Annotated in this window: 22 protein-coding genes; 19 read left to right on the forward strand and 3 right to left on the reverse strand. The window is 58.5% G+C overall.

Annotated features, from left to right (window positions below; all coding sequences use genetic code 11):
- Nucleotides 1-519 precede the first annotated feature (519 nt).
- Nucleotides 520-1,497 (reverse strand): LysR family transcriptional regulator, encoded by a 978-nt coding sequence (locus J2X19_RS19885; RefSeq protein WP_310375832.1) that lies wholly within the window; start codon nt 1,495-1,497, stop codon nt 520-522.
- A 371-nt stretch (nt 1,498-1,868) separates the two neighbouring features.
- Here J2X19_RS19885 and J2X19_RS19890 point away from each other — a divergent pair, with 371 nt between their 5' ends.
- The 10 genes from J2X19_RS19890 (at nt 1,869) to J2X19_RS19935 (ending at nt 14,060) form a co-directional block, all read left to right on the forward strand.
- Complete coding sequence (locus tag J2X19_RS19890; protein WP_310375834.1) at nt 1,869-2,627, forward strand: SDR family NAD(P)-dependent oxidoreductase; 759 nt, start codon at nt 1,869-1,871, stop codon at nt 2,625-2,627.
- Between the two features lie 57 nt (nt 2,628-2,684).
- Complete coding sequence (locus tag J2X19_RS19895) at nt 2,685-4,379, forward strand: DUF1302 domain-containing protein (protein WP_310375836.1); 1,695 nt, start codon at nt 2,685-2,687, stop codon at nt 4,377-4,379.
- Between the two features lie 15 nt (nt 4,380-4,394).
- Nucleotides 4,395-5,579, forward strand: a complete 1,185-nt coding sequence (locus J2X19_RS19900) for an MFS transporter (protein ID WP_310375837.1) — start codon at nt 4,395-4,397, stop codon at nt 5,577-5,579.
- A 71-nt stretch (nt 5,580-5,650) separates the two neighbouring features.
- On the forward strand, nt 5,651-7,003 hold the full coding sequence (locus J2X19_RS19905) for a DUF1329 domain-containing protein (RefSeq protein ID WP_310375838.1): 1,353 nt from the start codon (nt 5,651-5,653) through the stop codon (nt 7,001-7,003).
- Entirely contained in the window at nt 7,004-7,900 is an 897-nt protein-coding gene (locus tag J2X19_RS19910; RefSeq protein WP_310375840.1) for an alpha/beta hydrolase fold domain-containing protein, read from the forward strand. It abuts the gene before it with no gap.
- Nucleotides 7,901-7,934: 34 nt separating this feature from the next.
- Nucleotides 7,935-8,669, forward strand: a complete 735-nt coding sequence (locus J2X19_RS19915) for a dienelactone hydrolase family protein (protein WP_310375842.1) — start codon at nt 7,935-7,937, stop codon at nt 8,667-8,669.
- A gap of 37 nt (nt 8,670-8,706) precedes the next feature.
- Nucleotides 8,707-10,032, forward strand: coding sequence for an aromatic ring-hydroxylating oxygenase subunit alpha (locus tag J2X19_RS19920; RefSeq protein WP_310375845.1), 1,326 nt, complete (start codon nt 8,707-8,709; stop codon nt 10,030-10,032).
- Between the two features lie 30 nt (nt 10,033-10,062).
- Entirely contained in the window at nt 10,063-10,563 is a 501-nt protein-coding gene (locus J2X19_RS19925) for an aromatic-ring-hydroxylating dioxygenase subunit beta (RefSeq protein ID WP_310375846.1), read from the forward strand.
- A gap of 42 nt (nt 10,564-10,605) precedes the next feature.
- Nucleotides 10,606-11,688, forward strand: coding sequence for a WD40/YVTN/BNR-like repeat-containing protein (locus J2X19_RS19930; protein WP_310375848.1), 1,083 nt, complete (start codon nt 10,606-10,608; stop codon nt 11,686-11,688).
- Nucleotides 11,685-14,060, forward strand: a complete 2,376-nt coding sequence (locus tag J2X19_RS19935; RefSeq protein ID WP_310375851.1) for an efflux RND transporter permease subunit — start codon at nt 11,685-11,687, stop codon at nt 14,058-14,060. Before J2X19_RS19930 ends, J2X19_RS19935 begins: the two co-directional genes overlap by 4 nt.
- 322 nt (nt 14,061-14,382) lie before the next feature.
- Here J2X19_RS19935 and J2X19_RS19940 read toward each other — a convergent pair whose 3' ends face one another.
- Nucleotides 14,383-14,646, reverse strand: coding sequence for a hypothetical protein (locus tag J2X19_RS19940; protein WP_310375853.1), 264 nt, complete (start codon nt 14,644-14,646; stop codon nt 14,383-14,385).
- 15 nt (nt 14,647-14,661) lie between these two features.
- Nucleotides 14,662-15,588, reverse strand: coding sequence for a LysR family transcriptional regulator (locus J2X19_RS19945; protein WP_310375855.1), 927 nt, complete (start codon nt 15,586-15,588; stop codon nt 14,662-14,664).
- A gap of 257 nt (nt 15,589-15,845) precedes the next feature.
- Between J2X19_RS19945 and J2X19_RS19950 the strand changes: the two genes are divergently transcribed.
- The 9 genes from J2X19_RS19950 (at nt 15,846) to J2X19_RS19990 (ending at nt 24,668) form a co-directional block, all read left to right on the forward strand.
- Nucleotides 15,846-16,733, forward strand: a complete 888-nt coding sequence (locus J2X19_RS19950) for an NAD(P)-dependent oxidoreductase (protein WP_310375857.1) — start codon at nt 15,846-15,848, stop codon at nt 16,731-16,733.
- A 30-nt stretch (nt 16,734-16,763) separates the two neighbouring features.
- On the forward strand, nt 16,764-18,263 hold the full coding sequence (locus tag J2X19_RS19955) for an aldehyde dehydrogenase family protein (RefSeq protein WP_310375859.1): 1,500 nt from the start codon (nt 16,764-16,766) through the stop codon (nt 18,261-18,263).
- A gap of 11 nt (nt 18,264-18,274) precedes the next feature.
- Nucleotides 18,275-19,354: a glutamate cyclase domain-containing protein gene (locus tag J2X19_RS19960; RefSeq protein ID WP_310375861.1), complete on the forward strand. Its 1,080-nt coding sequence runs from the start codon at nt 18,275-18,277 to the stop codon at nt 19,352-19,354.
- 13 nt (nt 19,355-19,367) lie between these two features.
- The gene (locus tag J2X19_RS19965; RefSeq protein WP_310375863.1) at nt 19,368-20,651 is read left to right on the forward strand and encodes an aminotransferase class I/II-fold pyridoxal phosphate-dependent enzyme; all 1,284 of its coding nucleotides are present in this window, start codon (nt 19,368-19,370) and stop codon (nt 20,649-20,651) included.
- The gene (locus J2X19_RS19970) at nt 20,648-21,643 is read left to right on the forward strand and encodes a glutamate cyclase domain-containing protein (protein ID WP_310375864.1); all 996 of its coding nucleotides are present in this window, start codon (nt 20,648-20,650) and stop codon (nt 21,641-21,643) included. Before J2X19_RS19965 ends, J2X19_RS19970 begins: the two co-directional genes overlap by 4 nt.
- 32 nt (nt 21,644-21,675) lie before the next feature.
- Nucleotides 21,676-22,503 carry a transporter substrate-binding domain-containing protein gene (locus J2X19_RS19975; RefSeq protein ID WP_310375866.1) on the forward strand — a complete coding sequence of 276 codons (828 nt, stop codon included), beginning with the start codon at nt 21,676-21,678 and terminating at the stop codon, nt 22,501-22,503.
- Nucleotides 22,504-22,521: 18 nt separating this feature from the next.
- A complete protein-coding gene (locus J2X19_RS19980) occupies nt 22,522-23,184 on the forward strand; it encodes an amino acid ABC transporter permease (RefSeq protein ID WP_310375868.1) in 663 nt (220 codons plus the stop codon).
- A gap of 9 nt (nt 23,185-23,193) precedes the next feature.
- On the forward strand, nt 23,194-23,835 hold the full coding sequence (locus tag J2X19_RS19985; protein ID WP_310375870.1) for an amino acid ABC transporter permease: 642 nt from the start codon (nt 23,194-23,196) through the stop codon (nt 23,833-23,835).
- A 62-nt stretch (nt 23,836-23,897) separates the two neighbouring features.
- On the forward strand, nt 23,898-24,668 hold the full coding sequence (locus tag J2X19_RS19990) for an amino acid ABC transporter ATP-binding protein (RefSeq protein ID WP_310376220.1): 771 nt from the start codon (nt 23,898-23,900) through the stop codon (nt 24,666-24,668).
- The last annotated feature ends 22 nt before the right edge of the window (nt 24,669-24,690 follow it).

Genomic DNA, 24,690 nt, shown 5'->3' on the forward strand with positions numbered 1-24,690 from the left:
TCGCGCAGGAACCCCACGCCCAAACCTTTGGAGGTGCTGGTGAAAGCCCCTTTGGCCTCCATCATTGCAGAACGTGCATTGTGGTACCGGGCTTTTTTTGAGAGTATGCCGATCCGAAAGATGCATCTCGTCAATATACGACCACTTGGTTCGACATGTTTCGTATCGAGAATGACAGAATCGTCGAGTACTAGGATTCAGCTTTGCGGCAATAAACACCAGAAGCTGCGTTGTATTCCTGACGTAGATTCGAACCCGAAATAGGCTTGGCTCCAAAGAGTGGCGAATAGGCGAGGCCTCTGTTAGAGGACAGTCGTCTGTCTATGGCATTGGTTTCTACGGTAGGCATTTCTCCGTCGGTCGAGGTGGACTTCACCGAACCCTGCTACAGCGAACGTTGCTCACTGGCCCCACTGTGACCGATAGCCGAGCAGTCATGCATAGTTCGGGAATCTAGCGCTCCTGTCACTGACAGTGCGTCTTTGATGCCGCACTCTGGCAGAGCGATGGCCGAGCACATTAAGCGTTGACCTTGCTGAATACGCGGGCGACTGATTCCCTCAGCCATCGCACAGCGGGATCGGTATGGAACCGCGGATGCCAGAACTGCCGGATTGGGAGCGGCTTGATGTTGATTGGAGGCTCTACGATCCGCAGGTTCTCCAGGCGGGTGTAATAGTCCGCGATTGAACGCGGCACCGTGACGATCATGTCGGTCGCGGCAATGATCGAAGGCACCGAAAGAAAGTGGGACGTTTTCAACTGGACCCTGCGCGTATGGCCCTTCGCTTTCAAAAGCGCTTCAAATAGCTCTTGGCTGCGACCTACTGGGTGGACTACCGCATGCGAGAGTTCTAGGAAGCGACGCATGGAGATGCGTGACGACTGCACCAGTGGGTGATCCGCTCGAACAAGGCAGACGATGGTTTGCGTGAGGATCTGCTGCGTGTAGAGCACAGGCCGTTCGAGATTAGGGAAGAGTCCGAGCGCAAGGTCACATCGGCCTTCCTCTAATGCGGCTTCAACATCCATTGTCGCAAAGGGCTCCGACCGCAGGTTGCAGTAGGGTGCTTCTCGTGCCAAATAGGCCATCAGTGGCGGCAGGAGTTGGAGTTCACCGATATCGGGCGTGGTGATTACGAAGTCGCGACGTGACGAGGCTGGATCGAAAGCTGGCTCGTTATGCGCATGCACGCTGAAGTCGGACAGAGCCCTGGCTGCGGCGTCGGCCAGCTCGGTGCCACGAGGTGTCGGCAGCATGCCGGTGTGGGAGCGCACAAAGAGTGGGTCGTCGAGAGCCTTGCGCAGCCGTCCCAGGGCAAGGCTTGTTGCAGGCTGGCTTAGATCGAGCGCAGCGGCGGCCTTTGAGACGCTACGCGTACGGTGCAAAGCTACCAACACGCGCAACAGGTTGAGGTCGAAGTCTTTCATCTGCTCCACATCTCTACTTTCAGGGATGTCCTGTTGATCGAATGTCGATGAGCGTTCCTTCGCCACGGGAGCTGGTTAGGGGTATCCCATTCGAGATACGGCAGACCTTTGCGTCGTGCCACAGAGCGACGTCGAGCGGGCGGTGCAGAGCAACGAGCAACTGGTTGCGCGCATCGACCATTATTTGTTTCGCAAATGTCTATCTTCATTGATGCAGTATTGCCCAAATTTTGACGTGGATCAATACTTCTTCCCACGCGGCTCGGATTGAAGTTGCGACACCAATTAAGAAATCGGAGACAAAAGATGAGCATCCTCGTCGTTGGCGGGAGGCCTGCGGGCCTCTTCGCATACCTACTCAAAGCCTCACGCAACCGCGTCGGCACGGCGTTGGTGCAGAGTCGCAGCATGTCCTCAACGGGCAAGGCAGGGAACCCATGACAGAGGATCGTCGGGCAGTCGTCATCGGCGGTGCCGGCGGCATCGGCAGCGATGTCTGTCGCAAACTGGCATTGCTGGGCTATCGCGTCGTGGTGGCCGATTTCGATGAGGACGGTGCACGCAAAGTGATGGACGACTTGAGCGGTAGCGGCCACGAAGTAGCCCGGTTGGACGTAACCCGTGCGGAGTCGGTACATGCTGCTCTTCTCGGCATCGAGGCGAGCGGCCCTGCCAGCGTCCTGGTAGTCGCATCGGGTGGGCCTGTCGTTCATCTTGGTCAGCGGACCCATGTTGCGACGCTCGGCAAAGACGACTGGGACCGAACCATCGCTCTCAACCTCACCGGCGTGTTCTGTTGCGTCCAGGCGTTCGCGCAGCTGCGGCTGGCGACACCGATGGAGCACTCGCGCATCATCCTCATCGGGTCTGCTGCGGGCGAACTCGCAGGCAACGGAACGGACATCGCCTATGGGACGGCCAAAGCTGCACTTCTTGGGCTGACGCGGCAAGCAGCATTCGACCTGGCGGCGGCAGGTATCACTGTCAATAACGTGGCTCCGGGGCCAGTGGGCACGCCCGAATTCTTTCGCAATACCAACGAACAGATCCGAGCAGGCATTGCGTCGCTCGCTGCACTTAAGCGGATTGCAACCCCGGAAGAGGTCAGTGCGGGCGTCGCGTACCTCGCCTCGCGAGAAGCGGCATGCATCACGGGTGCAACGCTCGCGATCAATGGGGGCATTCACATGCATTGAGTCCGACGCTGCGAATCGATGTAAGGCAGATTCTAAAAAATAAAAGGAGACAACACGATGAGAGTGAATACAGCGCGGCAATGCCGCATCGCCGCTGCAGTGGCCGCGGCGCTTTCCAGCGCCGGCGTATACGCGATGGAGCTCGACTTGCCCGATTCAGATTGGGCGGTTCGCTTCGACAACACAGTCAAGGGGGGGCTGATGTACCGCACGCAACAGGCGGCCCCCGAACTGGTCAACAGTTTTCGTCTGCTCACGCCAGGGGTGCCGGCCTCGGCTTTCCCGTACGCACTGAATCTCAATGCGGGCGATGACAATTTCCGCGACCGGGGGCTAGTCTCCAAGCGGGTGGACCTACTCTCCGAACTGGACGCGGTCTATCGTAAGGATTTCGGGCTTCGCCTGAGTGCTTCGGCCTGGTACGACGCCGCTTATGACGGAACGACGCAGGCCGTGGATTCAAGTAACGGTCAAAACCCGACAAATCAGTTCGCGCGCAACACGCTAAATCTGGCGGGCCGCAAAGCGGAATTGATGGATGTGTTTGTCTTTGGGAGCTGGGATCTCAGCTCCGGGCGCAAGTTGAGCCTGCGTCTGGGCCGGCACGCACTGCAATACGGTGAGAGTCTCTTCTTTGGCGAAAACGGCATTGCGCGAGCGCAAGGGCCGATCGACGTCCACAAGCTTCTCAGTTCGCCAAACGCGCAGTTCAAGGAAAGCCTCCGCCCTGTGCCGCAGTTGTCCGGGCAGCTGCAAGTTACGCCCGAGGTGGCGGTCAGCGGCTACGTGCAGTTCCGCTGGGAGGCTGATCGCTTGCCACCTGCGGGCAGCTACTTCTCGGCGTCCAACCTCGTCTGGGGCAATCCCACGCTTCCCCAGTTCCTGGGCGTTTCCAACGTCGGCAACTTCGTATTGCAGCCCAGCGGGGATCACAAGCCGAAGGACTCCGGGCAGTTCGGTATGCAGCTGAAGTGGCGACTCGAAGATACCGACCTCGGTTTCTACGCAGCCCGGTACCACGACAAGAGCGGTCAACTCTATGGGCAGTTGGATCTCCAGGGCCCAACAGGTCCTGGTGGAACGCTCCCGGGCAACTGGTACTACCTGTTTCCGGAAGCTGTCAAGGTCTATGGTGTCAGCGCGACGCAATCCTTTGGAGACTTCAACTTCGCAGCCGAAGGGTCGATCCGCAGTGATATGCCTTTGCGCAGTCCGGGCGTGATCTATGGATTCTTTCCGGGGCAACCCGAACAGAGATATGCAAAAGGTCGGACGGCTCACATCAACTTGTCAACCTTGGCCAATTTTGGTCCGAGCTTCATTGCACGCGAGTCGAGTCTGGTAGCCGAAATCGCGTGGAACCGCGTGCTGCACATGACGGACCCCGATGGTGCAATGGACAAAGATCGAACGCGTGATGCGGCGGCGCTGCAGTTGGTCTTCACGCCCAGCTATCGCCAAATCGTTTCAGGGCTTGACTTGAGCGTTCCCATCGGTCTGCGCTATACGCTGGATGGCCGCTCGGCAGTAACCACCTGGGACGCCCGGGGGAGCGGAAATGCAAGCATCGGACTGACCGGAAACTACCTCGGGGTATGGCAGTTCGGATTGACATACACCCATTACATCGGCAAGGCCGCATCGTTCATCGACTACTCGCCGAGCTTGACGGGAGGCACCCCTCGATTTGGCCAAGGCAATGCGGTCGCCGACCGCAACTTCGTCTCCCTCACGTTGAGTCGCACATTTTGATTTAGGAGATGACACATGATTTCGACTGACTCGAAGAGAGGGCGTATCGCGCTTTCGGTGGCACACTGCGCGGGCATGCTCGACATGGTAGCGCTGCCGGTGTGGGTGGGCACGTTGATTGCCAACTATCGGTTCGACCCCCAGCAGGCCGGTCTGTTGGCCACGCTGTTCCTGTTCGGGGCTGTATTCGCCAGCCTTCTGCTTGCGTCGCGTTTCAATCGCCTGCCCAAGCGCGCAGTAGTGACACTGTCGTTCCTGGTCAGCGCCACCGGATTTGGCGTCGCTGCAATAGCAAGCGACTTCAACACGCTGGCAGGTTTGCACCTGTTGTGCGGCATGACCACCGGCGCAGCACTGAGCATGACGCACGGCACCATGGCGCTCAGCTCCAACCCGCATCGCCAGTTTGCGATCGTCAATATGGCGCTTGGCGTCGTTGCGATCTTCTATCTTGGCGTCACGCCGCGGATTGTGGCTCAGTGGGGCGGAGCGGCCCTGTTCGGTGTTTTCAGCGCTGCAATGGCGCTGGCAGCGCTGGTGTGTCTGTTCATCTTTCCGACCGCCGTGGCCGCACCGTCGGTTGCACAGGGGCCCATCAAGGTCGGCGGCCTCTCAGCCGTGTCTGTGCCAACACGTTTTTCGGCGGCCGTATGGTTTGGCATCGTTGGGGTTGCGCTGGTCGCGCTAGTACAGGCCATGACCACAAGCTTTGTTGAGCGTGCCGGTATCGACCGGGGTTTCGGTTCGCAGGCTGTGGCCGGCGTGCTGATTGCGTTGGGCGTCGTCAACCTGGTGCCCGCCCCGCTGGCGGTGTTGCTCGAACGGCGACTGTCGGCGCGCGGCGTGCTGCTGTGTGCGCCGGTCATCCAGGCTGTGCTGGCGGTAGCAGTGATGAATGCCGTGGCATTTCCGATCTATGCCGGCTCGACTGCGGTGTTCGTAGCCGTCATCATCTTCTCGCATACCTTCGCCTTTGGGTTACTCGCCCGTCTAGAACCTACGGGCAGGGCGCTTGCGGCGACACCAGCAATGCTGATGATCGGCGCGGCCATCGGACCCGTGCTCGGCGGCACGCTGGTTAAGTTCTACGGCTATGGCGCCATCGGCGTCGCCGCAGTTGTGTTTGCCGGCTGTGCGTTCTGGTGCTTCTCCCGCCTACCCGTGCATGCGGCCCCCTTACAGCCAGGTGTCCCGGCATGAAATCGCCAGCACTTGCAGCGCCTTCTTCCTACTACATTACGCCGGCTTTGACCGGTGCACGGAGACTTTCCATGAAACGACAACTTGTCACTTCCGCCGCTTGCCTGGCCACACTTATTGCTCCTTCCGGAGTATTCGCCGGCGTCAACGCCGAGGACGCCGCACGGCTGAAGACCGAACTCACACCTCTCGGTGCAGAGAAGGCCGGCAACAAGGATGGCACCATTCCCGCGTGGACCGGCGGTTATACGACACCAATTCCTGGCGACAAGCCGGGGGGCCGTCGAGGCGACCCATTTAAGGACGAGAAGCCTTTGTATTCGATCACCGCCAAGACGGTTGATCAGTACGCCGACAAGTTGTCGGACGGTACGAAAGCTATGCTGAAGAAGTATCCGGATTCTTTCCGCGTCGACGTTTACAAGACACAGCGCACTGCAGCCGCACCGCAGTGGGTGTACGACAACACGTTCAAGAATGCGACGCGGGCCAAGGTCAACGGTGATCAGATCGAAGGGGCCTATGGCGGGATTCCTTTCCCGATTCCAAAGGTGGGCGCTGAAGTGATGTGGAATCACGTTCTGCGCTGGCGCGGCACCTCCTGGCAGTTCCAGACGAACATGTACCAGCTTACTGTTGACGGGAAGGCCGTGATGACGACGGATGGCGTCGGCGACTCAGTGGCCCCGTACTACCAGCCCGAAGGACCGCCCGATAAGTGGAACGGTGATTTCTGGCTGGTCCGGGTGGTGAACTCGGGGCCACCGATACGCGCTGGCGAGGCCATCGTCGGACGCGAGAATGTCGATTACACCAAGTCGCAGAGTTGGGTATATCTGACTGGGCAGCGGCGCGTACGCAAGCTGCCAAACCCCTGCTGCGACACGCCGGCACCAGTGACAGCGGGTGTGATGTCATTGGACGAGATCGAGGTCTTCAGTGGCCGGCTCGAGCAGTTCGACTGGAAACTGATCGGCAAGCGGGAGATGATCATTCCGTACAACACAAACCGCTTGTTGCAACCCACGACCGACGCCGAAGTACTTGCAGCCCACCATCTGGCTCCGAGCTTCATGCGCTGGGAGCTACACCGGGTTTGGGTCGTCGAGGCCACGCTGCGCGAGGGCAAGCGGCACCAGGCACGCAAGAGCCGCTACTACTGTGACGAAGACACCTGGACTTGCGTGCTAGGCGACCGCTGGGACGCCAACGGTCAGCTCTGGAAGCAGCTGTGGGCGAACACCTTTGTTGCCCCCGATCTGCCCGGTGTCCTTATTGGCAGCTTCGGTTTCGACGATCTGCTGGCGGGCACAGGGTTCGTCGCTAATCTATACAACCAGAAGAAGGCCCACTACTCGATCGTGCCGCAGTTTTCGGATGGCCACTTCACGCCGGATGGCTTGGCTGCAGGTGGTGCACGCTGAATGATCGCGACACACAACTCTGGTGCTCACGAGAACCGTGCGAGCACATTTTCCGCAGCCATCCGCAACGGGATCGTTTATGCCAGGCCCGATGGCGGGGAGTTGGGAGGCGATTTTTACCTGCCTGCAGGCCAGGGTAATTTTCCCGTTGTTATCGCCGTTCCGGGGGGGGGCTGGCTGGCCAGCGATCCGGGCGGACTGCGGCACTGGGGCGAGTTCCTGGCGCGAAATGGGATCGCCATGTTTGCCATCCAGTACCGTGTATCGGCAACGCAGAAGACATATCCCGGTCCTATTTGCGATGTCCTCAGTGCCATCCAGTTCGTCCGTGGTAATGCGGGTGAACTGGGCGTCGATCCGCAACGCATTGGCCTGCTTGGTGCGTCGGCGGGGGCGCATGTAGCAGCGCTTGCGGCACTTGCCTGGGATGCGCCACAGTTCACCAATAACGCTCCGGCAAATGCCTATGCTGGCGTTGATGCACGCGTCAAATTGTTTGCCGGGATATATGGTGTGTACGACATGTTCGCCCACTGGCAACACGAAATAGCCGACTTCTCCCAGGCAGGCGCACGCCGTACCGAATGCTTCATGGGCGGCTCGCCATTTGCAGACCGTCAACTCTATTTCGACGCGTCGCCCATCAGCCATGTTCGCTACACAGCAAGCAAGTTACCCGTCTTCCTTGCCTACGGAACGGCGGATGTGGTCGTGAACCCGCGCTCACAGTCGGAGCCGTTTCTGAGGGCACTGAAACAGGCTGGGCATGTGGTGCGCGAATGCCCCGTCGATGGTGCCGGCCACTTCTGGTTCAGTGAAGAGCCTCTTGAGGAGTTGGGAAGTTCCACCGGAATGGTTTCGTCGCGTCTGCTGCGGTTCTTAAAACGGCATATCTAAATATTGTTATCAACATTAACCTGAAGGAGAAAAAATGACTCGAAAGCTGACTGGATTCGACGAACAACTTCGTGCTGTAACCCGTGAGCAGACCATGGTCGCGGTGGCCGATGGCCAGATGGAGGCCTACCGCGCCGTAACCGGAAAAGGCAATGGCCCTGGAGTGATCGTGGTGACGCACGTTTTCGGTATTGATCAGGACATGAAGGACGTCTGCGACGAACTAGCCGCGCGTGGCTGCGTCGCCCTGGCACCGAACTTTTTCTGGCGGGACCAGGATTCCGGCGTATTGGCCGAGGCGACGGATGTGCAGCGTGCCATCGGCCGAGCAATGCGCATCGACTTCTCGAGATCGATGGACGAGCTGCGGCGGGGTATCGAGGCACTGAGGAGTCACCCCAACTGCAACGGCAAGGTAGTGCTTCTGGGCTACTGCTTTGGTGGCCCTTATGCCTGGCGGGCGGCGTGCGACGGGCTGGGTGTCGATGCATCGGTGTCGTTTCACGGTACCTATGTTTCCAAGTACCTGAAGCCTGGTGACAAGCCGAACTGCCCGGTGGAATTCCACTACGGCGAGCATGACCATCTGGCGCCTGCCGAGGAGCTGGCTGCGGTGAAGGCGGTGGCGGATGCCAATGGCTGCCCATTCGTCTTGCACCCCGGTGCCGGACATGCCTACATGATGCCGGCCAATTCCCACTACCACGCAGAAGCTGCGAGCAAGTCGTGGGATGCCGCACTGCAACTGATAAAAACCCTGCAAGCGTAATCGGCTCACCATTCAAAAGACAGAAGAGAGAACCCCAATGAGTACAACCTTAGATTCATCCCTGCGCCATGGCGCGGCTACCGACCTCGACCTGGGGCGCATGGTGGAGGCCGAACGTGTACACCGCCGCGTGTTTGTCGACTCCGACGTGTTCGAACTGGAGATGGACCGCATCTTTGGTCGATCTTGGATTTATGTCGGACATGAGAGCCAGATACCCAACCCAGGCGACTACTTTACGACGCAGGTCGGTCGCCAACCGGTAGTCATGACGCGCCATGCTGACGGAACTATCCATGTGCTGGAGAACCGTTGCCCTCACAAAGGGGCGATCGTGTGTCCTGAGCGGTCAGGTCACACCAAGCGACTTGTGTGCATGTACCACGGCTGGAGCTTTGAAGCCGACGGCTCGCTGGCCGGGGTGCCGGTTCGTTCTGGTTATGACAACACCTGCTTCGACCCTACGAATCGGGCCAACGGCATGAAGCGCCTGCCGCGCGTCGAGAACTACCGGGGATTCGTGTTCGCTTCACTCGTTGCGGATGGCCCCGATCTCAAGACCTGGGCAGGCGAGGGGATGCGTGGCTTCGACAGCGTGGTCGACCGTGCGCCCGAGGGGCAGATCGAGATCGTCGGCGATTGCTTTCGGACCGTACAGAACAGCAACTGGAAAATTTTTATCGACAACATGAGCGACGGCATGCACACCTCGTTCGTGCACTATCAGACAGCGCGGGCGGCAAAGCGGACGCTGGAGAAATTCAAAATTGAACATGCCGGAGGCCTGCAGGTGGCAACCTTGCTGGCCGGCGAGCCCGACCAGATGGCGAAAACCGATCTTGTCGCTCACCCGAACGGGCACTTTGACATGGCGGCTTTTGCCCCTGAGCCGAAGGGGACCGACGCGGAGAAGTACAAGGCGGAAATGATTGCTCGGCACGGTGAGGCAGGCGCACAGGCGATTCTCGGGCGAAACTTCCACAATGCCATGCTGTTCCCAACGGCGCTTATGCAGCCATCGCTCCAGCAACTGCGGGTCATCCGTCCGCTGGCGGTAGACAAGACCTTGTTGGAAATCTGGGTCTTCCGCCTCAAAGGCGCGCCGGACAGTTTCACGAGCCGCGCCATCACGGCGGCCAATATAGGGAATTCACCGTCGAATCTGGTCGCCGCCGACGACTTCGAAGCCTACTACCGCGTCCACGCAGGTCTGAAGGGACCCGAGTCGGACTGGGTGCGGCTGAGCCGCGAGGCCAACCGCGACATTCCGGTCGGTTCGAGCTTGAAAGGATCGTCCGGGAACTCCGAGGTCTGTATGCGCAACATGTACCAGGCGTGGAGCCAGTACATGTCCGTCCAATAAGCAGCATTGAACACATAGGAAACCATGAACATGCAGACCACTGCCCAGGAATTGCACCTCAGCCGGAGTGAGGCGGAGGACTTTCTCTACCGTCAAGCCGAATTCATAGATACGCGCGATTTTGAATCGTGGATCGATCTTTTTACGCCCGATGCCACTTATTGGATTCCGGCAAGGCCCGGAGACACCAACCCCAAGACGCAAGTGTCATTCCTGTACGACGACGTGCCGAGTATGGCTGCTCGTTGTGAGCGCCTGCTAGATGCCGGAACCGGTGGACAGCAGCCGGGAACGCGCTGCAACCATATTGTCAGCAATGTGCGTGTTGTCCCGGCCGATACCAGCGGTGTGTTGGTCGTCAAGTCGCGCTTTCAGGTGACACAGTTCCGACGCGATGCCATGAAGTCTTACGTCGGCTCGTACACACACCATCTGGTCGCAACGGACAACGGCATCAAGATCCGTTTGCAAAGGGTGGATCTGATCGATTGTGATGGCATTCACGACGCAATTTTGCAGGTTTATCTGTAGCGCTTGCCTGTTTGGAATGCAGCACATGATTGGAATTCAGCCATGATCATCCGGTGTCAAAGAGACCTGACCAAGGTGCGCCACGGGGGTGTGAAGCGTTGGTGCGCCCTCGCAGTACTGATCGTGTGCGAGGCCGCGTCGGGGGGGGAGAAAGTAGGAACGGCGCTGGAGCGACCGGCACTGATGGTTCGTTCGCCTGAACGGACCGTGCTGCTGGGGGTGGCGCAGGCCGGCCGACGCTGGCTGGCCGTGGGAGAACGCGGCATCATTGTGCGGTCGGACGACGCTGGCCGGAGTTGGGTGCAAGCCCCCGCCCCAGTCAGCGTCACACTCACTGCCGTGCGTTTTGCTGACACGCAGCACGGCATAGCTGTGGGCCACGGAGGCACCGTGCTCACAACGCAAGACGGAGGCATCCAGTGGGAACGCCGGCTCGATGGCCTGCGCATTCCTGAATTGATGCTGGCCGATGCCCATGCGCGCGGCGATGCTGTGGCCCAAAAGGCTGCCGAGCAGATGCGTGCAGACGGGCCTGACAAGCCGCTGCTTGACGTGCTGATGACCGACCCATTGCACGCCCTGGCTGTCGGCGCGTACGGCATGGCGATTGCTACCGAAGACGGCGGCAAGAGTTGGGCGTCATGGGGAGCGAGGCTGGACAACCCGGAAGCCCTACACCTGTATGCCGTGCGCCAGCGCGGCAGCCGCATCGTCATCGCTGGCGAGCAGGGGCTGGTTCTCAAGTCGGACGATGGTGGTCAGTCCTTCCGGCGGCTGAGCACGCCCTACAAGGGCAGTTTCTTCACCCTTGAATTACCCAACGAACATGAGATCGTACTCGCCGGACTGCGTGGCAACGTTTGGCGCTCAACCGATGGCGGAGACGCCTGGCAGCAGATACCGGTACCCATGCCGGTATCCATCGTCGCCAGTCAGATCAGCAGCGACGGCACGTTGTTGTTGGCCAACCAGGCTGGTTTCGTTCTGGCGAACCGGGATGGCGCTGCATTCTTGCCGCTGAACCGTGCACCGCTGCCACCGCTTAACGGTCTGGTCGCGGGTGCTGACGGCGCGATGCTGGCTGTCTCCATTCAGGGCGTAGTGCCCGTCGACTCCAAGCCATGACTTCTCAAAATTTCGACCCTCGTTCCGGTTCGCTCATCGAGCGGGCACTGTTTAACCACCGCCTACTTGTCGTCATGCTCTGCGCGCTGGTTACCGCGCTGCTGGGTTGGCAGGCTACCCGGCTGCAGCTCAATGCCAGCTTTGAGAAGACGATTCCGACCAACCATCCCTACATCCATAACTTCCTGCAGCACCAGGACGACCTGAGTGGCCTGGGCAACGCGGTACGCATAGCCGTCGCCAATCCGAACGGCAGCATCTACGATGCAAAGTACTTGGACGCGTTGCGCCGCATGAGCGACGAAATCTTCCTGATCCCGGGTGTGGCGCGTGTCCAGATGAAGTCGCTGTGGACACCGTCTACGCGCTGGACCGGCGTTACCGAAGAGGGACTGGAAGGCGGACCGGTTATCCCTGAGGGGTTCGACGGCTCACCGGCCAGCTTGGAGCAACTGAGTGCCAACATCGCCCGCTCGGGTGAGATCGGGCAGATCATAGCCTTGGACGCCAAGTCCAGCGTCGTCTATGTGCCCTTGTTGACCAAGGATTCAGCTGGCCACCCGCTGGACTACGGCGCTTTGGCAGGGCACTTGGAAGACCTGCGCGTCAAGTATGAGCGTGAGGGCCTGGGCGTTCATATCACCGGTTTCACCAAGATTGTGGGCGATCTGATTGATGGCGTGCGCTCAGTGCTGGTGTTCTTCGCCGTCGCAGTGGCTATCGCGGCGGTGGCCGTTCTCTGGTTCACGCGATGCGTTCGCTCCACGCTGCTGGTGGTCACCGCTTCACTGGTGGCAGTGGTTTGGCAGCTCGGGCTGCTACCCGTGCTGGGCTATTCGTTGGATCCATATTCGATACTCGTGCCATTCCTGGTCTTCGCCATCGGCATGAGCCACGGCGCGCAGAAAATGAACGGCATCATGCAGGACATCGGTCGCGGTTGCCCCAAGTTGGTGGCTGCTCGTTTTACATTCCGTCGGTTGTTCCTCGCCGGCCTGACGGCACTGTTGGCTGACGCGGTAGGCTTTGCGGTTCTACTGGTGATCGACGTCCAGGCCATCCGCGAGCTGGCCATTGCGGCGTCGGTCGGCGTGGGCGTGCTGATTCTCACCAACCTGATTCTGCTGCCTATCTTGTTGAGCTATACCGGCGTGAGCCCGGCCGCTGCCCGGCGCAGCCTACGCTCCGAAGCCACCGAGCAGAAGCTGCCTTTGTGGCGCTGGCTGGACCGATTTACGCAACGGCGGTGGGCGGTCGGAGCCGTCGTAACCGGCTTGCTGCTGGCGTCCGTCGGCGTAGTGGTTTCGCAGCATCTGGCCATTGGCGACCTCGACCCTGGCGCGCCAGAGCTGCGCGCGGACAGCCGCTACAACCGGGATGTGGCCTTCATCAATGGGGCCTATGGCGCGTCTAGTGATGTGCTTGCAGTGATGGTCAAGACACCCGATGGGCAGTGCTCGCAGTACGACACACTCAACAAAATCGATGCACTGGAATGGCAATTGCGCCAGCTTGATGGCGTGGAGACCACCAATACGCTCGCCCTGTTGAACCGCCGTGTGCTTGCTGGGTTGAATGAAGGCAATCCAAAGTGGTATGAGTTCCTGCCCAACCAGGACATGCTCAATACGGTGACGGCGCGCGCACCGCGCGGGCTGTACAACGAGGCCTGCTCGATGCTCACCGTCTATGTGTACTTGCGTGACCACAAGGCCGACACGCTGACGCGGGTGGTTGATCATGTCGAAGTCTTCGCCAAGGCCAACGACACGGCCGACACGAAGTTCCTGCTCGCCGCCGGCAGCGCCGGCATTGAAGCAGCGACGAACATCGTCGTCAAGGACGCCTGGCGAACCATGCTGTTACTGGTCTACGGTGCAGTGGTGCTGTTGAGCTTCATCACCTTTCGTTCGTGGCGGGCGGTGTTGGTTGCAATCCTGCCGCTGATGCTGACCTCGGTGCTGGCAGAGGCACTGATGGTGGCGCTTGGCATGGGGGTGAAGGTGGCCACGCTGCCGGTTATCGCCCTGGGCGTCGGTATCGGCGTAGATTACGCGCTGTACATACTTGCGGTAACTCTTGCGCAGTTGCGCGAGGGCAAGAGTCTCTCGGAGAGTTACTACCGAGCACTGCTGTTCACCGGCAAGGTCGTTCTGCTGACGGGTGTGACGTTAGCCATCGGCGTCATTACGTGGGTGGCCAGCCCCATCAAGTTCCAAGCCGACATGGGGCTGCTGCTGGCCTTCATGTTCCTATGGAACATGCTTGGCGCGATGGTGTTGATCCCGGCGCTGGGTCATCTACTGCTGAAACCGCAGACGTCAACCGACGCCTCGGCGACCATACTTGGTACGCATCGAGCGAATACCTGACGAGATTTCATCATGCGCGGCGAACCAATATTAGCTTTACGGTAGTGCCGCCGGTACGCCGCAGCGGATGTTGTGATACTTTGCCTTGCAGGTTTCGAACCGCTAGCAAAATGGCGAATCTCCTGACATGGAGCCGCACATACAGACCGGCACCAACTGAACGGTATTTTGCTCACGTTGAAAATATGCCCAAACACAAGTGTTGGTATTCAGATTTTGCCGCCAATTTGGATTGGCTACCTAAGTGCGGCGGGGGCGTGTATCTGGAAAGGCTTTTGACCGGCTCGTACTGGTCAATTCAAGGTCCGCGGCAACATCTGCATCAACAACTTAAGCTCTTCTTCGGCGAATTTGATTCGACCTGCTCGAGGTGACCGTCCAGGCATTTTCTTTGGTAGTGCGTTGCAACCGCTGGCTGCCCGTTGACTTCGACTCTCTTGAAGACGCGGTCGCGCTGCATGAGGGCAGTGCCGACCGCCGCGAGTACTATAAAGCCTCCACGTTGCTTGCTCTGCTCGGGACGATTGCTGGCATGGACGGGTAGTTCATTGAATAAGAACAGCGTTTCTCGTTGAACTTCATGCATTGATGTGGTAGCACGTCACGACGGCAGCTCTTCCCTGCTTGCAAACTGCGGGGCGACGGTGTCTAAAGCTTTGAGCACGGCAGCTATTGCGGGGCGCCTATAAGTACCTTGTACCATTGCACCAAAGATGCGACGCACCATCAGCGGTTTCACTGGCACTACGCTAAAGTTTGGGTCTGCTGATGCTGATCTCAACGCCAGGGCAGGAAGCACTGTGATGACGTATCCAGTTCGTACCATTTCCAGGGTCGCGGCCATGTTTCTGCAACTGGCCACGACCCTCGGCGAATAGCCGGCTTCATTGCAGGCGCTGACAATTTGCCCTTTGTAGGTCTGGGCAGTCTTGTTGATGGCCCAGTTTTCTGCAGCAAGTTGGTCCATGCCTATCCATTGCTGTTCTGCAAGGCGATGAGAAGAGGACATGACTACAGCGAAGTGGTCCTCGCATACAGGCCGGAAGTACAACATGCTGGCCAAGGCTTCCGCGCTGATGGAGTCGTCAACCAGTGCGATGTCCACCTGCTTGGCCGCCGCCGCCTTTAGGCCGTCCCCAGGCTCCAACTCTTCGAAGCGAAGGTCCAAGTTTGGGTATTCGGCCAGCAAAAGACTGAACATTGCCGGGATGAGCGTGGTCGCTACCGACCCAAATGCGGAAATACGAACCTCTCCAGCGACTGACCCACGGGCCGAGGCAAGGTCAGATTCGATTTCGCTTACGAGGTCGAATAGTTTTCCTGCTCGTGCTACCAAGCCCTCCCCAGCAACCGTCAACCTGACGCCTCGTCCAGTGCGCTCGAAAAGTGCCGTGCCGATTTCCTGCTCAAGGATGTTCAACTGCTGGGAGACGGCAGGGCGGGTCAGATTGACCGCCTCGGCCACCTTGCCGATAGTGCCTAGAACCGACAACTCACTGAGCAGATGCAGCCGGGAAAGGTTAAGCATGATGGAGATGCAGCGTTAGAAAAGCTAACGCATGGTTTTCCATGCAAATGGCCAGGGGGCTGTGGGAGTTGAGGGTTTACCCTCTGAAAAAAAGAAAGAATTTCTATGCATGCAGGTTTCAGGCCAAGTGAGGTGCACCAAATAGGTTGTGCTTAACAGGAAAGAAATTCTAACGTTTCCTGTTAGCACAGCTGGACTTATCGACGTGCGCGCTTATCCCTAAAGTTCGCTCCATCCCAACCAGGAGCAAACAGGAAATGAAGAACATTGCATTTATCGGCGTCGGAAAAATGGGCGCCCGAATGGCAGAGCGTCTCGTAGCTGCCGGCTATCAAGTCACCGTTTTCGACCCGAACCAGGCAGCAGTTGCAGAGTTGGTTTCGTTAGGTGCAATCGCCGCCGCGAGCCCCAAGGTGGCCGCGGTCGGCGCGGAGGCCATATTGTTCAGCCTTCCCACACCGGCTATCCTAAAAGCAGCCGTCAGCGGCCCGGATGGCGTGCTCGCGTCCGCGCCAAAGGGGGCAGTGCTGATTGACTTCAGCACCGTCGACCCGGAAACCACAAAACTCCTTGCGGCTGACGCCGCTGCAAAGGGCTTGTCCTTCCTGGATTCTCCCGTCAGCGGTGGTGTGGCGGGCGCAACCAACGGCAAGTTGGTGCTGATGGTCGGTGGCGATGCCGCTGTCTTGGAAAGCATGACACCGATGCTGAACAACCTTGCTGGCCGTATCGTGCACTGCGGTGACATCGGCGCCGGCCAGCTCACCAAGCTGGCTCACAACATGGTAGTTGCCATCAACACGATGGCCTTGGGCGAGGTGCTCACCGCGAGCGTGAAGGCCGGCGGCAACCTCGAAGTCCTGTGCGACGTGATGACTGCTGGAATGGCTGGAAGCAAGATGCTCGACTGGTTTCAGAAGACCCTATTTACCGCCGAACGCCCTGCCTACTTTGCCATCGATTTGATGAACAAGGACATCGGCTTGTGCCTGGACGAGTTCTCCAACTATTCGTTGCCCCTGAGTCAGCTCGTCAAGCAGTCCTATAACGCGGCCCGCGCCAAGGGCCTCGGTGGCAAGGACTCCACAAGCATCTGCGAAATCTACGAAGAACTGCTCGACGTGCGTTTGCAAACCGCAGCTTGACTTATTCCCAAACATCAAAGCGAGATTGAATTGAACACTTCCCTCAAGACGACCTACGAAGGCGTCCAGCTCCCGACCGTTGGCCTGGTAGGCAATTTCATCAACGGCGAATGGTGCAAGCCCATCGGTGGAAAAACATTGGCCGTCATCAACCCATCTCGGCTCGACACCATTGCTGACGTCGGTGCTGCGGACAAGCGAGACATTGATGCCGCAGTTGCCGCGGCCAAGGCAGCTTTTCCCAAGTGGCGCCGAAAGGCTGCTCGTGAGCGTGGTGCGTTGCTCATCGAGTTCGGCAATCGCATTACAGCAAACGCTGAGGAAATCGCAAAAATATTGGCTGCCGAGACAGGTAACGCGCTGCGCACCCAGAGCCGTCCCGAAGTCGCAAGCACGGCGGAAGTTCTCCGGTATTACGGTGGTGTGATTGCGGAACAAAAGGGTGAGACGCTTCCACTAGGACCAGGGCTCTTCAGCTATACAACCCGTGAACCGCTGGGCGTGGTTGGCGCTATCATCCCTTGGAACTCGCCGTTGGTCCTGGCCGCGGTCAAGATTGGCATGTCGCTCGGAACGGGCAATACCCTGGTGTTGAAGCCTGCTGAAGACGCTCCGCTTGCCGTCATTCGTATCGCAGAGCTTGCTGCCGACCTGTTTCCGGCTGGCGTGTTCAATGTGGTCACGGGCGAAGGTCTCGAAGCAGGCGCTCCGCTGACCGCACACCCTGACGTCGCAAAAATCTCGTTCACGGGCTCTCATGAAGTCGGTCAGAAGGTTGCTCATGCCGTCGCTGACCGCATCGGTCACTTGACATTGGAACTCGGTGGCAAGAGCCCTTGCATCGTGTACGCCGACGCCGGCACAGACGCAATGCTCGACACCACGGTGAGCAACATCATTGCAGCGATGCGCTTTGCACGTCAGGGCCAGTCCTGCACGGCCGGCTCACGCCTGTTTCTGCATGCATCCATCTGGGACAAAGTGATGTCACGACTGGTGGCGAAAGTGAACGCACTGAAAGTGGGCGACGCATTGGACGAGACCACCGATATTGGTGCTGTCATCAATGCCGAACGTTATGCGGCGGTCTGTGGCTTCATCAAAGAAGCCATGGACTCCGGCGCGAAGGTGGAAACAGGCAAGCTGCCTCCGGAGGTTGCAGACGCTAAGGGGTATTTCCCAACTCCTGTGATTTTCACAGGTGTGGACAACACCTGGCGCATTGCTCGTGAAGAGGTGTTTGGGCCGGTGCTTGTCGCCATCTCATGGACTGACGAAAAGGAAGTCCTCGAAATGGCCAACGACACGCATTACGGACTGGCTGCCTATATTTTCACTAGCGATATTGGTGCGGCAATGCGTGCTACCGAGCAATTAGATGCCGGCTGGATTCAGGTGAACCGGGCTGGCGGCCAAATTCCCGGCATGTCCTACGGCGGTGCTAAACAGAGCGGTATCGGGTCGGAATACTCGATTGAAGGTGCGCTGGAAAGCTATACGCATCGCAAGAGCGTCACCTTTGGCGTCTAAGCGAGAATAACGTGACCACCTCCTCAATTACCGCGGGCGCTTGGACTCGAGGTCTGGAGCCAGAACACATCGAGTCGGGAAATCGCATCGACCGGCTGATGACGCTGGAAATTCGTCCGCTGAGCGGTGGATTGCCTACTGGCATCGTGGTGCCGATGTACGAGGTGTGCCGCGCCCATCACGGCGGGCCGCTCTCGATGGCTGCCGCCAATGCGTTGGTTGGCCGGGTGACACCTGGGAGCACTGTCGTCATAGCGACCGGCGCGGGAGTCCCCCCGAAACTGCCGCTGGGTGAAACCGACGGGCCGATAGGGGCAGCGGCACTGGCTATCGCGCTGGTTAAGGGCTTGCAGGCGAAAGTGGTTTTCGTCACTGAAGATGCACACATGCCACCGGTCCTTGCGGCGGTGCAGCTCATCAACAGTAAGTTGGCTGCTTGGGCCGAAGAAGATGGCGAGCGAGTCGCACCAGTCGTTGTCGTCGAAGCTTTTCCCATCGGCATGAACCCAGGCCAAATTCGCTCTCGCGAAATCATCGAGAAACACAGCCCGACTGCGGTGGTGTTTGTTGAACGCGACGGCCCCAATGTGGAAGGCGAATTCCACGGGGTTCGTGGAGATTGCCGAGACCCGCTGAACGTCGGCTACGTCTATTTGTTGGCTTATCACGCAGCGGAAGCAGACATCCTGACCGTCGGCATCGGTGACGGAGGGAACGAAGTCGGGTTCGGTGCGGTGCGGGAGGCCATTCGGGATGTGTTGCCGTTGCGCGGTCGTTCACTCGCCGGGCATGCGTCGGGTGTCGTGACGGTGGTAACAACAGACGTCACGGTTAGTGCTTCAGTTTCCAACTGGGGCGCCTACGCAGTTGTTGCGGCGCTAGGTGTGCTCTTGGGTAACCCGCAGGTGCTGCACGACTCTGACACGGAGCACGAGCTCATCGCTGTGACAGTTGCCGCCGGCGCACGGGATGGCGCAACTTCCAAGCAAGCCATGGTCGTGGATGGCATCGAATTCGGTGGCCATCTGGCCTTCGTCGCCTTGCTACGCACGGTTGCAAATATCTCAATCCGGACTCAAGCGGTCCACTGAGCTCAGGAACATCATGGAAAAAACAAAGAATACGGATTCGCTCGGGAATCTGCTTGATCCCGTGGTTGGCTTTGCCCGAGGAAAAATCATTCAGTCGAGCGTCGACGAAGCACGTCGGCTGCGCCAAGGCCAAAGAGTCGCTGCCGACCGGGTTCGCCTGATGGGTCCGGAATCCATCGGTGTTTTTACAGGGAATCAGCGCGAATTTCCCCTTAAGTCTGAAGACCTGAATACGCATTGCGAAGAGTGGGTGGGACCTGGTCTGTTCGCAGAAGAGTTACGCCAAGTTGCTGTTGCCCACATGGGCGGACAAGCAACTGACACTGCAGCGGCGGTGAACCGTACCAGCGCCGGCATCATAGCAACGATTGTTGCTTTCTGTGCCGGAAAAACGGTCGTCTCGGTCGTCCCGCCCGGCGGCCGCTCGCACGCATCGCTGATTCGTGGCTGTTCCATCTCCGGTGTGCAGCTCAAAGAGATTCAAGGCGACAAGGATTGGCTGTCCGTCATTGAAGAGCATCAACCCGCACTGGTCGTTGTCACTACCGTCACCAGCAGCCTGGAGTTCTTGGATGATGCCATATCGATGGATGTTGCTGGATTTGCAAAATCCAAGGGCGCCACGGTCTTCTTTGACGAGGCGTACGGGGCGCGGATGCGTCCGGTACTCCGGGGAGGCGTATTGAGTTTGGCGCTAGGTGGCGACCTTGCCATCACCAACTGTGACAAAGCTGGGCTGTCCGGGCCACGTTCAGGGTTGGTGGTCGGCCGCCCGGCACTGGTGACCCGCGTAAGCGCAAAGGCCTCCGAGTTCGGCATGGAAGCCAGAGCCCCCATTGCCGCGAGTGCGCTTCGTTCACTGCAACGGTTCTCGCCAAAAGACCTCGTCGAGGAAGCACAGAGTGGGCAAGAGCTGGGCCGCGCGTTGCGAGACCGTCTTGGCGCTGAATTGGTGGCAATCAGTGACTTGGGTCCGATGATTGAGGAGGACCTCGCGCTCAGGGAGGTATTTCGACGTGCAGGCCGCGATGCTGAAAATGCGGGCATCGTCCCATGCGAAATCACGTCGGCCCTCGGTATGGTGCTGCTGCGTGACCACGGCATCCTCACCGTGAACACGCATGGACAACCGGGCGCACGCGTCAGTGTGCGCCTCAAGCCGACTCATGGCGCAGTTGCGCGGGTCGGGGGCATGGACAAAGTAGTTGCAGCGATGGTGGCCTCTTTGAACGAAGTCGCTCGATACGTGAATGAGCCCCAGGCCCTCGCTGAACTCATTCTGGGAGTTGCAGAATGAGTGCAGATACCGATCTGATGGCGGCCATCGACGAGCGTCTCGACAAGCTCGTGACGCTGGATATCGGTGGGCGCGGAGTTGAGCACCTATATGTTGCGGCGCGTGCCCGCCAGGGCCGGTCCCTCATTGGTGCCGCCGCGGATGCGTTGCTGGCGGTGCCTGACGGCTCCACTATCTTTGTGACGACGGGTTCTGTCTCCCGCGCCTGGATTTCGACTGAGATTGGTGAAAATGACGGGCCAGCAGGAGCCGCCATCATCATCCGTGCCCTAGCCATCGCCAAAAAGGTGCATTGCGTTTTGCTAGCCGAAGAGACGTTGCTGCCTGGTATGCGCGCCATCCTAACCAGTGCGGGGTTGACGGTGCTTCCGTACGACCAGGCCGCCATCGCGTGCAAGGACGGCTCATTGGCGGTGGTGTCGATGCTGCCATTTACAACGAGCGATGAAGAGGCACTTGCTGCTGCCACTTCGATGCTGGAGCAGTACAAGCCGAAGCTGTTCTTTTCGACGGAGCGTGTGGGCCGGGCAAAAGACGGGGTGTACTACAGCATGCGCGCCATCGACTATGGGATGGGGCGCGCTCGCATCGATCTGCTGTTCGATGAGGCATCGCGTCAAGGAATTCGTACCGTTGCGGTAGGCGATGGCGGCAACGAAATTGGCATGGGTGCCATCACACAGGCGGTGAACGACCACGTGAAGTTCGGTCAGACCATCGCAGCGGTAAGCCCCGCCGATGTATTGGTGACCGCAGCCTGCTCCAACTGGGGTTGCAATGCCATCGCTGCGGCGATTGCGGCTCGCCGGAAAGACCCGCGTTTGATGAATACGCCTGAGCTTGAGCGTCAACTCCTGAATCGTGGCGTTGACATCGGCCTAATAAATTCTGTGCAAAACGTTGTCGATGCCAACGTTGACGGCATGCACCTCGATACGCACGTGGCTTTGGTGGAAATGCTCTGCGCAGTCATCAAGCCCGCGTTGGCCTAGTTTCGTTTTCTCTCACCACAAAGGAAGTCATCATGCGCAAATTATCGGCAATTCTCACAATGTTCCTGGCCGGCTTGGCATTTACGTCCATCGCTCAGGCGCAGGAGAAGTCAAAGCTCGACGAGGTTCTGGAAAGAGGCAAAGTTATCGTTGGTGTTAGCAGCGAGTCGCCTCCCTTTGGGTTCGTGAATGAAAAAGGCGAACTGACTGGCTTTGACATCGATATGGCCAAGATGATTGCCAAGGGTCTCTTTGGTAGCGACGACCCCAAACACATCGAATTCGTTAAGCAGAGTTCCGCGGCACGCTGGGAAAACGTCAACAGTGGCAAGGTGGACTTCGGTATTCACGTTGCCACTGTCTTGCCAGACCGTATTGCACGAGTTGCATTCACCAAGGCTTACATTGACTCATCGATTGTTGTCATCGTGAAGGCCGATTCAAAGTTCAAAAAGTTTGCAGACCTGAACAACGACAAGGTGGCAACCGCAATTCTGTCCACGCCTGTCCAAGCGGAACGCGCCAAGCAATTCTTCCCTAAAGCCAAGACAACCACCTTGGACTCAATCGGCGCGCAGTTTACGGCCGTCAAAGGTGGACGTGTGGACGCTGCACAACTGGACGAGCCAGTCGCGCTCTGGTATGCACAACAGAACAAAGATGTTCGTGTTCTGGAAGAGCGTATGACCGCAATGACCAACAACGCCATCTACATGAAGCAAGGCGATTTCAAGTGGTGGCTGGCGCTGGACACGTATGTCGGCGAGATGCGTGGCGGCTCGATGTTCAAGGACTACTCAGCCAGCTATACCAAATGGTTTGGCAAGGCCCCGCTAAACACCAAGTACTACGCAAAGTAAAGACGGCGAGACCACCGGATGTCCATCATGACTTGGTTCAATACTGCTCTGGGCTGGTTGCCGGAGTTCTTTGACGGCTTCCTGGTGACGCTCGCGCTGGTCGCTATGTGTCTACCCGCCGCGTTGGCATGCGGCATGGTCCTGGTACTCATCAGGTTATCCAAAACAGCCGCGGTGTGGGTGCCAACCTACTTCGTCATTGAATTTCTGCGCAACGTTCCTACGTTTCTGCTGATTCTTGTCGTCTATTACGGCGCACCCCTTCTCGGCTCCAGGCTCGATGGCATCTACTGTGCAGCCATCGCCATCGCGATTCAGCACACGGCGTATCTCGCGGAAGTGTTCCGCGGTGGGGTCAGTGCAGTACCTGCAACCCAATGGGATGCAGGCAGGTCAATCGGCCTCCAACCAAGCGGAGTGTTTTTCCGTGTTGTCCTTCCACAGGCGGCAATCAAGGTTCTTCCAGCCATAGGCAACCAAATTGTGGTTCTCATCAAAGATACCTCTTTGGTAGCTGGCATCGGCGTGGTCGACCTCACGCTGAGCGGCAAGCTGGTGATGGAACGAACAGCTGCATCCTACGAGGTGTTCATCGTGATTGCTGTCTTCTACCTCGTTTTGACCACGGCCACGAGTTCGCTTTTTCACTGGCTCGAAGTTCGGTCGCGCAAGCGCAGTTAAGTCCTCGAAATGAACATTGCATTCTTAAATCTTGGCTACCTGCTGAAGGCGGCGCTGGTGACCGTCGAAATGGCTGCGGCCACGGTGGTCCTCAGCTTCCTGGTGGGAACGATGTTGGGTGTTGCTGCAGCACTGGGCGGCACCTTTGTACGAGCGGTCCTGACCGCATATGTGTTTGTTATTCGGGGGGTTCCAGTCCTCGTTTTGATATTTATCGCCTATTTCGGCCTGCCCCGGCTTGGCATCAATGCGCCGAACTACGTTGCGGCAACGATTGCCCTGGTGGTTTATTTTGCCGCGTTTGTTACGGACATCATCCGCGGCGCCATCCTTGCTGTTCCGCGAACCACTATCGAGGCCGGCAAGTCCATCGGGCTTCAGAAGTTCCAGATTCTTCGTGAAATCCAGCTGCCGTTGGGTCTTCGTCTGGCTTTGCCGCCGCTGGTGACGACCGCATCGATTGCGGTCAAAAGTACCTCGTACGCCTCCATCGTTGGCGTTTGGGAACTCACTTATGCCTCCCGAGAAGTTGTTGAGAGGACGCTAGCCGCCTTCGAGATTTTCACGGCCGTGATGCTCATCTATTTTTGCATCTGCTATCCGATTTCCCTCTTCGCCTCCTACCTGCAGCGCCGCTATCAAGTTGCCTGAACAATACCCGACCTCTTGGAAAACCAATGAACACCGCTATCACAAATTCAGATCCGCAGCCAATGATTCGTGTCAATGCTGTGTCGAAGAGCTTTGGCAGTAACCAAGTTCTCCGAGATATCTCGTTCGACGTCAACGAGGGAGAGGTCGTCGTCCTGATCGGGCCAAGTGGCTCTGGTAAGTCGACACTGCTGAGATGCATCAACTTTTTGGAAGAGTTCCAGTCGGGGCAAATCCTGGTCGATGGCGAAGCGGTGGGTTACTCCCAGACGGGCCCTGGCGGGCGAGGCCGACAGACGGAGAGCTCCATTGCCCACTTGCGGACGAAAGCCGGAATGGTGTTTCAGAACTACAACCTGTTCCCTCACAAGACCGCCATCGAGAACGTGATGATGGGGCCAATACTGGTGAACAAGGAATCGAAAGCCGCGGCTCGTGCCCACGCAGTCGAACTGCTCGAAAAAGTTGGTCTGGGCGACCGGGCAAACCACTTCCCTTCACAGCTCTCAGGCGGCCAGCAGCAGCGAGTGGCCATTGCCCGCGCGTTGGCGATGCGTCCGAAGGTCATGCTTTTTGACGAGGTGACTTCAGCTCTGGACCCGGAGCTTGTCGATGAGGTTCTAAAGACGCTGCGAGACCTCAGCAAAGAAGGGATGACGATGATTATTGTCACCCACGAGATGCAGTTCGCGAAAGATGTGGCGGACCGCCTCCTCTTCTTCTACCAAGGCGCAATCATCGAAGACGGCCCACCGGCTGATGTGTTTGCCAATCCCAAGACTGACCGATTCCGAGCCTTTGTGAAACGTTTTCAAGGCGCGCCCCTGAACTGATACGCCTCTGATTGATTGGTCC

It is taken from the genome of Rhodoferax ferrireducens (assembly GCF_031458075.1).
Lineage (GTDB): Bacteria > Pseudomonadota > Gammaproteobacteria > Burkholderiales > Burkholderiaceae_C > Rhodoferax_B > Rhodoferax_B ferrireducens_A.

Coding starts and splice junctions, on each gene's coding strand:
- J2X19_RS19890 (WP_310375834.1), top strand. CDS start 1,869: ATGACAGAGGATCGTCGGGCAGTCGTCATCGGCGGTGCCGGCGGCATC.
- J2X19_RS19895 (WP_310375836.1), top strand. CDS start 2,685: ATGAGAGTGAATACAGCGCGGCAATGCCGCATCGCCGCTGCAGTGGCC.
- J2X19_RS19900 (WP_310375837.1), top strand. CDS start 4,395: ATGATTTCGACTGACTCGAAGAGAGGGCGTATCGCGCTTTCGGTGGCA.
- J2X19_RS19905 (WP_310375838.1), top strand. CDS start 5,651: ATGAAACGACAACTTGTCACTTCCGCCGCTTGCCTGGCCACACTTATT.
- J2X19_RS19910 (WP_310375840.1), top strand. CDS start 7,004: ATGATCGCGACACACAACTCTGGTGCTCACGAGAACCGTGCGAGCACA.
- J2X19_RS19915 (WP_310375842.1), top strand. CDS start 7,935: ATGACTCGAAAGCTGACTGGATTCGACGAACAACTTCGTGCTGTAACC.
- J2X19_RS19920 (WP_310375845.1), top strand. CDS start 8,707: ATGAGTACAACCTTAGATTCATCCCTGCGCCATGGCGCGGCTACCGAC.
- J2X19_RS19925 (WP_310375846.1), top strand. CDS start 10,063: ATGCAGACCACTGCCCAGGAATTGCACCTCAGCCGGAGTGAGGCGGAG.
- J2X19_RS19930 (WP_310375848.1), top strand. CDS start 10,606: ATGATCATCCGGTGTCAAAGAGACCTGACCAAGGTGCGCCACGGGGGT.
- J2X19_RS19935 (WP_310375851.1), top strand. CDS start 11,685: ATGACTTCTCAAAATTTCGACCCTCGTTCCGGTTCGCTCATCGAGCGG.
- J2X19_RS19940 (WP_310375853.1), bottom strand. CDS start 14,646: ATGCATGAAGTTCAACGAGAAACGCTGTTCTTATTCAATGAACTACCC.
- J2X19_RS19945 (WP_310375855.1), bottom strand. CDS start 15,588: ATGCTTAACCTTTCCCGGCTGCATCTGCTCAGTGAGTTGTCGGTTCTA.
- J2X19_RS19950 (WP_310375857.1), top strand. CDS start 15,846: ATGAAGAACATTGCATTTATCGGCGTCGGAAAAATGGGCGCCCGAATG.
- J2X19_RS19965 (WP_310375863.1), top strand. CDS start 19,368: ATGGAAAAAACAAAGAATACGGATTCGCTCGGGAATCTGCTTGATCCC.
- J2X19_RS19970 (WP_310375864.1), top strand. CDS start 20,648: ATGAGTGCAGATACCGATCTGATGGCGGCCATCGACGAGCGTCTCGAC.
- J2X19_RS19975 (WP_310375866.1), top strand. CDS start 21,676: ATGCGCAAATTATCGGCAATTCTCACAATGTTCCTGGCCGGCTTGGCA.
- J2X19_RS19980 (WP_310375868.1), top strand. CDS start 22,522: ATGTCCATCATGACTTGGTTCAATACTGCTCTGGGCTGGTTGCCGGAG.
- J2X19_RS19985 (WP_310375870.1), top strand. CDS start 23,194: ATGAACATTGCATTCTTAAATCTTGGCTACCTGCTGAAGGCGGCGCTG.
- J2X19_RS19990 (WP_310376220.1), top strand. CDS start 23,898: ATGATTCGTGTCAATGCTGTGTCGAAGAGCTTTGGCAGTAACCAAGTT.